This is a genomic window from Streptomyces phytophilus (genome assembly GCF_013870535.1).
Taxonomy (GTDB): domain Bacteria; phylum Actinomycetota; class Actinomycetes; order Streptomycetales; family Streptomycetaceae; genus Streptomyces; species Streptomyces phytophilus.
This window is the reverse complement of record NZ_JACBXC010000254.1, coordinates 1-6310: the sequence shown is the minus strand read 5'-3', so window position 1 is coordinate 6310 and position 6310 is coordinate 1. Positions and strand designations below refer to the sequence as shown.

The 6310-nt window shown below is 71.2% G+C and carries 7 protein-coding genes; 2 read left to right on the top strand and 5 right to left on the bottom strand.

All coding sequences use genetic code 11. The features are described 5' to 3' along the window. Positions 1-706 (top strand): thiamine pyrophosphate-dependent enzyme (locus H5J30_RS14025; RefSeq protein ID WP_258563307.1); only part of this gene is annotated, 706 nt, incomplete at its 5' end. A gap of 77 nt (positions 707-783) precedes the next feature. Here the strand turns inward: H5J30_RS14025 and H5J30_RS14020 are convergent. The 5 genes from H5J30_RS14020 to H5J30_RS14000 form a co-directional block, all read right to left on the bottom strand. Next, positions 784-1707 carry a 2-hydroxy-3-oxopropionate reductase gene (locus H5J30_RS14020; protein ID WP_181787769.1) on the bottom strand — a complete coding sequence of 308 codons (924 nt, stop codon included), beginning with the start codon at positions 1705-1707 and terminating at the stop codon, positions 784-786. Positions 1708-1775: 68 nt separating this feature from the next. Next, positions 1776-2597 (bottom strand): TIM barrel protein, encoded by an 822-nt coding sequence (locus H5J30_RS14015; protein WP_181787768.1) that lies wholly within the window; start codon positions 2595-2597, stop codon positions 1776-1778. 90 nt (positions 2598-2687) lie between these two features. Further along, positions 2688-3296 (bottom strand): D-Ala-D-Ala dipeptidase VanX, encoded by a 609-nt coding sequence (gene vanX / locus H5J30_RS14010; protein ID WP_181787767.1) that lies wholly within the window; start codon positions 3294-3296, stop codon positions 2688-2690. Further along, on the bottom strand, positions 3293-4333 hold the full coding sequence (vanA-Sc, locus tag H5J30_RS14005; protein WP_181787766.1) for a D-alanine--(R)-lactate ligase VanA-Sc: 1041 nt from the start codon (positions 4331-4333) through the stop codon (positions 3293-3295). Before vanA-Sc ends, vanX begins: the two co-directional genes overlap by 4 nt. Then, positions 4326-5336: a D-isomer specific 2-hydroxyacid dehydrogenase family protein gene (locus tag H5J30_RS14000; protein ID WP_181787765.1), complete on the bottom strand. Its 1011-nt coding sequence runs from the start codon at positions 5334-5336 to the stop codon at positions 4326-4328. The genes vanA-Sc and H5J30_RS14000 overlap by 8 nt, the downstream gene beginning before the upstream one ends. A 235-nt stretch (positions 5337-5571) precedes the next feature. Between H5J30_RS14000 and H5J30_RS13995 the strand changes: the two genes are divergently transcribed. Continuing rightward, on the top strand, positions 5572-6310 hold a 739-nt coding region (locus tag H5J30_RS13995; protein WP_309505525.1), incomplete at its 3' end, for a UDP-N-acetylmuramoyl-tripeptide--D-alanyl-D-alanine ligase.

The window sequence follows — 6310 nt, the reverse complement described above, 5'->3', positions numbered from 1 at the left end:
GCGCCGCACGCACTTCGACGACGTGCCGATGAAGCCGCAGCGGGTCTACGAGGAGATGAACAAGTCCTTCGGCCCCGGCACCCGCTACGTCACCGCCATCGGCCTCTCCCAGATCGCCGGCGCCCAGATGCTCCACGTCTACCGGCCGCGGCACTGGATCAACTGCGGCCAGGCCGGCCCCCTCGGCTGGACCGTGCCCGCCGCCCTCGGCGTCGCCACCGCCGACCCCGAGGCGCTGGTCGTCGGGCTCTCCGGGGACTACGACTTCCAGTTCCTCGTGGAGGAGCTGGCGGTCGGCGCGCAGCACCGCATCCCGTACGTGCAGGTGCTCGTCAACAACTCCTATCTCGGCCTCATCCGCCAGGCGCAGTTGGGCCTGGACATGGACTTCCAGGTCAACCTGGAGTTCGAGAACGTCAACTCGCCCGAGCTGGGCGGCTACGGCGTCGACCACGTCAAGGTCGCCGAGGGGCTGGGCTGCAAGGCGATCCGGGTGACGGAGCCGGGCGGGCTGGGCGCGGCGTTCGCGCAGGCGCGGCGGCTGGCGGCGGAGCACCGGGTGCCGGTGGTGGTGGAGGCGATCCTGGAGCGGATCACCAACATCTCCATGAGCACCACGGCGGACATCAGCGACGTCCGCGAGTGGGAGGAGCAGGCCACGGAGCCGTGGCACGCCCCCACGTCGATCCTGCCCCTGAAGAGCTGAGGCCCGCCCCCGCGAACGGACGGCCCCCGCCCCGGACGGGGACGGGGGCCGTCTGCGCTGTCTTCGGCCCGTACGGGTCAGACCTCGCCGCCGGAGAGGCGCTCCACGCCGCGCAGCAGCGCGGAGTGGTCGAGGCCGCCGTCGCCCTGCTCGCGCAGCGCGGCGACGAGTTGGGCGACGAGGGCGCCGACCGGGAGCGCCGCGCCGACGTTCCGGGCGGCGTCGGTGACGATGCCCATGTCCTTGTGGTGCAGGTCGATGCGGAAGCCGGGCCGGAAGTCGCGGTCCAGGAAGTTGTCCTTCTTGCGGGCCAGCACGGTGGAGCCGGCCAGGCCGCCGCCGAGGACGTCGAGCGCCGCCCGCGGGTCCACGCCGGACTTCTCCAGGAAGACCACGGCCTCGGCGCAGGCTTGGATGTTGACCGCGACGATCAGCTGGTTGGCCGCCTTGACCGTCTGGCCGGCGCCGTGCGGGCCGCAGTGCACGATCGTCCTGCCCAGCGCCTCGAAGACGGGCCGGGCCCGCTCGAAGTCGGCACGCTCGCCGCCGACCATGATGGAGAGCACCGCCTCGACCGCCCCGGCCTCGCCGCCCGAGACCGGGGCGTCGAGCACCCGGATCCCGCGCTCGGCGGCGTTCTTCGCCAGGTCCACGGAGGTCTGCGGGGTGATCGAGGACATGTCGACGAGCAGCGCCCCGCGGCGGGCGTGCGCCAGGATGCCTTCGGGCCCGTACGCGACGGCCTCGACCTGCGGTGACGCGGGGACCATCGTGATGATCACGTCCGCGTCCGCGACGGCTTCGGCGATCGAGCCCGCGGCCGTGCCGCCGGCCTTGGCCAGCCGGTCGAGCTTGTCCTGCTCCAGGGTGTGGCCGGCGACCGGATAGCCCGCCGCGAGCAGGTTCTCGGACATGGGCGAGCCCATGATGCCGAGGCCGATCCAGGCGATCGAGGGCCGGTCGGCCGGGCCGGCCCCGGGGGCGGGGGAGTCGGTGGTCATGGGGTGGTGCCTTTCTGCTCTGGCCGGGGGTGCCGGGGCGCGGGCGTACGGACGGGAGGGGCTGCGGGTCAGCGGGGGAGCCAGCCGAAGGAGTCGGCGCTCGGCCGGTCGCCCGGCTTGTACTCCAGGCCCACGTGACCGTCGTACCCCGCCGCGGCCAGCCGGTCCAGCAGCGCGGCCAGCGGCAGCGAGCCGGTGCCGGGGGCGCCGCGGCCGGGGTTGTCGGCGATCTGGACGTGGCCGGTGCGGCCGGCGTGGGCGTCGATGACCTGCTCCAGGTCCGCGCCGTTCATCGACAGGTGGTAGAGGTCCATCAGGAAGCGGGCGTTGCCGAGCCCCGAGGCGGCGTCGACCCTGTCGGCGACCGCCACCGCCGCCGCCGCGTCGAGCAGCGGGTAGTGCGGGGACTCGGGCCGGTTGAGCGCCTCGATCAGCAGGACGGCGCCGGCCCGGTCGGCCGCGCGGGCGGCGAGCACCAGGTTCTCCAGCGCCAGCAGGTCCTGCTCGGCGGCGGTGACGCCCTCGACGCGGTTGCCGTAGAGGGCGTTGAGCGCGGTGCAGCCGGTGGCGGCGGCGAAGTCGGCGGCCACGTCGAGGTTGGCGCGGAACCGCTCGGACTCCGCACCGGGTACGGAGAGTGCGCCGCGGTCGGGGCCCGGCAGCCGGCCGGCGTAGAAGTTGAGCCCGGTCAGCCGGGTGCCGGCCTTGTCCAGCGCGGTCCGCAGGGCGTCCAGCTCCGCCCGGTCGGGGACGGGAGCCTCGGGCCACGGCCACCACAGCTCGACGGCGCCGAAGCCGGCCGCGGCAGCCGCGGCCGGCCGTTCGAGCAGCGGAAGCTCGGTGAACAGGATCGAGAGGTTCACTGTGAAGCGCTGGTCGCCGAAGCCCATGAAGGTCCGCGCCCCTTCCGTATCTCGGAAGTATACTTCTGGATAACGGAACTCTGCCGGTTCGGTGCGCGCGCTGTCAAGGCGGCGGCTCTACCCGACGGGGAAGTCGAAGTAGGTGTCCGGGTAAGGCTCGTCGTTCAGCGTGTAGTGCCACCACTCGCACGCGTAGGAGCTGAAGCCGCACGTCTCCATCAGGGAGCGGAGGTGCGCGCGGTTCCCCTCCTCTTCCCGCGTGATCCCCTGCGCGCCGTGGTGCGAGAGGGGATCCATCAGGTCGTGGTCGCCCCCCATACGCGCGAGTTCACCGGTGCCCAGGTGGTAGAGCGTGAGGTCGACGGTGCTGCCCCGGCTGTGGCCCGACCTGGCGGCGACATAACCCCGCTCGAACATCTCGGCTCTGCCGATGTGCGGATAGTGCCGCTGCTTGGTGCGTCCGTCCTCCGGCTGTTCCGACCAGCGCAGAAAGCAGTCCACGGCCCGCTGCGGGCGGTAGCCGTCCCAGAGCAGCAGACCGAACCCGCGGGACCCGGCCTTCTCGCGCACCCTGCCCAGGGCCGTGCACAGGGCCCTCGTGCCGGCGATGCGATTGACCAGGTATCCGTCCACCGGCTTCCCGGTGAAGTTGTCCCAGGTGGCGTACTTGGCGTCCCAGCGCAGCCCGGAGACATGCTCGTCCAGGAAGGCGAAGTCGGCGTTCACCGGGTGTTCCCTGCCAGCGCGAGCGCTATCACCCGGTCGATCACCTCGGAAAGCGGCATTCCGGCGGCCGCCATCATCCTCGGATACCGGCTGTAGGAGGTCATGCCGGGAAAGGTGTTGACCTCGTTGAGGACCACTTCCCCGCCGTCCGTGAGGAACATGTCGACCCGCGCCAGTCCCCTGCACCCGAGGGCGCGGTACACGGCCTTCGCGGTTTCCCGGACGAGAGTGCGCGACTCCGCCGGAATGTCCGCGGGGACGATGGGGGTGGAGTTCTCGGAGCCGCTCTCCGGGTCCTTCTCCTGATGGATCTTGAAGAAGCCGTGCGACAGCGCGATATGGTCCACCTCTCCGGCGATCAGGTCCGGATCGCTGCCCAGGATGGCGCACCCGACCTCGCTGCCGGCCACCGCCTCCTCGATCAGCACCTTCGAGTCGTACTGCCGGGCGGTTTTCACCGCACCCGGCAGCTCCTCCGGCCGGGAGACCTTGCTGACGCCGAAGGACGAGCCGGAACGGGCCGGCTTGACGAAAACGGGATACGTCAGCCGGTCGGGGACGACGGCATCGTCCGCCGTGACGGTCCAGAATTCCGGCGTGGCGATTCCCGCGCCCCTGGCGACACCGTAGGCAAGTGATTTGTCCATGCACAGGGCGGAACTCTGGACATCGCAGCCCGCGTAGGGGATACCGGCCAGCTCCAGCAGACCCTGCGTCGCGCCGTCCTCGCCGAGTTTCCCGTGCAGCACGGGCAGTACGACGTCCAGATTGATCGTTCCGTATCGTCCCTGCTCCAGCACGAGAAGTCCGCCGACGCCGCGGTCCGGGGACAGCAGCGCCGGACGGCAGCTGCCGTTCTCCCAGTCCGGGCCGGGGCCGTCGCAGAGCTTCCAGGCGCCGCTCCGTGTGATGCCGACGTAGAACGGCTGGTATTTCTCGGGGTCGAGATTCCGGGCGACCTCCTGCGCGGACTTCACGGAGACGGGGTGTTCTTCCGAGCAGCCTCCGAAGAGGATTCCGACCTTCAGCCTAGCCACGCTGGTTCCTGCTTTCGAATTCAAGGCAGTTGGTGAGGGAGTTCTCGACCGTGTCGCTCAGGGCATGGTCCGTGTAGTACGCGGTGTGCGGGCTGACGAGCACGTTGGGCAGCTCCTGGAGCCGCGGCAACGGCCCGCCTGCCGGGGGTCTGTTCCGGCGGTCGGCGTAGAAGACCCCTTCCTCTCCTTCGAGGACGTCCAGCGCGGCGCCGCCGAGCCTGCCGTCCTCCAGCGCCGGCAGCAGGGCCGCGGTGTCGAGGAGCGGGCCGCGTCCGGTGTTGACGACGAAGGCGCCGCGCTTCATCCGCTCGATGCGCCGGCGGTCGAGGAGGTGGTGGGTGTCCGGGGTGAGCGGCGTATGGAGCGTCACGATGTCGCTCAGCCGCAGCAGTTCGTCGAGCGGAACGTAATCCGCGGCGGTGCCGGGGCGGGTGTCGTAGGCCAGGATCCGGCAGCCGAAGCCCCGCAGCCTGTCCATGACGGCCGCGCCGATGCGTCCTGTCCCCACGACCCCGACCGTCAGGTCGCGCAGTTCTCTCCCGCGTACCTCATGGAGCCTGTAGTCGTGGACATCTGCGCGACGGATGGTGGATTTCGCGTGCCGCACCGCCATCAGCATGAGCATCAGGGTGTAGTCGGCCACGCTGTCGGGCGAATAGGCGACGTTTCCCACGGTGATTCCGACGCGTTCCGCGTATGCGACATCGATGTGGTTGCAGCCGATGCTCCTTGTCGAGATGTACGCGACGCCGGCCCGGCTCAGCGCGAGCAGGGTGGCGTCGGTGATGCGGGTCTTGTGGTCGACGCTGACGCACCGGTTTCCGAGTGCAAGCTCCGCGTTTCCCTCGGATACCGCTGCCGCGGTAAGGGTCGGCACCACGCCCAGGCGGGGCGCCATCTCCCGTACCAGCATCTCCTCGTCGCGCCCGCAGCCGTAGAAGGTGATACCCGCGGTTGCGACTGCCGAGGGAGGAGCCGCTCGTGCTGGTTCGCTGTAGGTCATGCCTACAGCGAACGGGACGCGGTGTTGCCGGAGCGTATGCCGATTCCCATACCCTGGCGATATGTTACCGCCCGGTCGGGGCAGTAACATATCGTCGGCATATCGAAATCCGCATACGCGCACGCAACACCGCACTGCCTTGGCTGGATTCGTGACCAACAGCGAACCAGCCTCCTCCTATCTCTACCTCTCCGGCCTCGCTCCCGCTCCCCGGCTCCCGCGCCGCGCGGGCGTCGTGCCGCTCGGCCTCCGCGAGATCGCGGCGGTGGTCGGCGGGACGGTCGAGGGCGACGACGACGTGACGGTGACCGCCCCGGCCGTGCTCGACGGCCGCCAGGCCGAGCCGGGCGGCCTCTTCGTCGCCTTCGCCGGGGAGCACGTCGACGGCCACGACTACGCGGGCCAGGCCGGCCGGGCCGGCGTGGTCGCCGTGCTCGGTTCCCGGCCCACGCCGCTGCCCACCGTCGTCGTCGAGGACGTCCAGGCGGCGCTGCAGGCGCTCGCCGTCCACGTCGTCGACCGGCTGCGCCGCGGGCTGACGGTGGTCGGGCTGACCGGCTCCCAGGGCAAGACCAGCACCAAGGACCTGCTGGCGGCCGTGCTGTCGGGCGATGCGCCGACGACCGCCACGATCGGCTCGCTCAACAACGAGCTGGGGGTGCCGCTGACCATGCTGCGCGCCGACCTGGGCACCCGGTTCCTCGTCCTCGAAATGGGCGCCCGCCGCATCGGCGACATCGCCGCGCTCACCGCCCTGGTCGCGCCCGACATCGCCGTCGTCCTCAACGTCGGCCAGGCCCACCTCGGCGAGTTCGGCTCGCGCGGGGCCATCGCCACGGCCAAGGGCGAGCTGGTCCGGGGGCTGGCGCCCGGCGGCACGGCCGTCCTCAACGCCGACGACCCGCGGGTCGCCGCGATGCGCGCGCTCACCGACGGCCCGGTGCTGACCTTCGGCCGGGCGGAGCACGCCGACG